At 49.6% G+C, this 728-nt stretch carries 1 protein-coding gene; it reads right to left on the bottom strand.

The window, feature by feature from the left end:
- A partial coding sequence (locus tag MWU84_RS24035; RefSeq protein ID WP_246906569.1) for a DUF1553 domain-containing protein occupies positions 1-728 on the bottom strand: 728 nt, incomplete at both ends.

Here is a 728-nt window from a genome sequence, read left to right as displayed (position 1 = left end):
TCACCGCTCATCCTGAACCTCGGGGCCCTGGAAAGCCACTTGTTGTCGGGGTCGGCCTTTTTGGACTCCTCCGTGGCTATGGAGCTTTGCTGGTAAGTGGCCGAGAGCATTATTTTCTTTAGAAGGTATTTGATGTCCCAATCGTGCTCCATAAAATCTTTCGCCAGCCAATCCAACAATTGCGGATGGGTGGGCAGGCTTCCCTGGACACCGAAATCCTCCGAAGTTTCCACAAGTCCCCTCCCAAACAACATCCCCCAGACCCTGTTCACAAATACCCTGGAAGTCAAGGGATTGTTCTCATCGGTAACCCATTGGGCCAGTCCCAATCTGTTCTTTGGAAGCTCCTCCGAAAAGGGAAGTATTATCTCTGGGGCCTTGGGAGTTACTTCCTCTCCGGGACTGTCGTACTCCCCTCGATTGAAAATATAGGTCTTTCTGGGCATGGAATCGTTCATCACCATCACGTTGACGGCTTCCCCTTCGGCCTTGTTGATAAAGGACAGCACGCCCTTGGTCTCCACATCGGTGATGGTCATAAAAGGCGCATCTGCAAAATATTTCTGATTGGCCGCCTGAACAGCATCCATACGCAATCCCTTTTCATCCACATTATTAAAAAAGGAATAAATCTCAAAATAGTCCCTTTGGGACAGCTGGTCGTATTTATGGTCATGGCATTTGGCACATTCCAGGGTAAGGCCCAATATCCCCTTCCCCAAGGTATT

Origin of the sequence: Arenibacter sp. F20364, assembly GCF_023015905.1 — a bacterium.
Taxonomy (GTDB): Bacteria; Bacteroidota; Bacteroidia; order Flavobacteriales; family Flavobacteriaceae; genus Arenibacter.
Note: the sequence above shows the minus strand (reverse complement) of the source record. Positions and strands in the feature narration are given on the sequence as shown.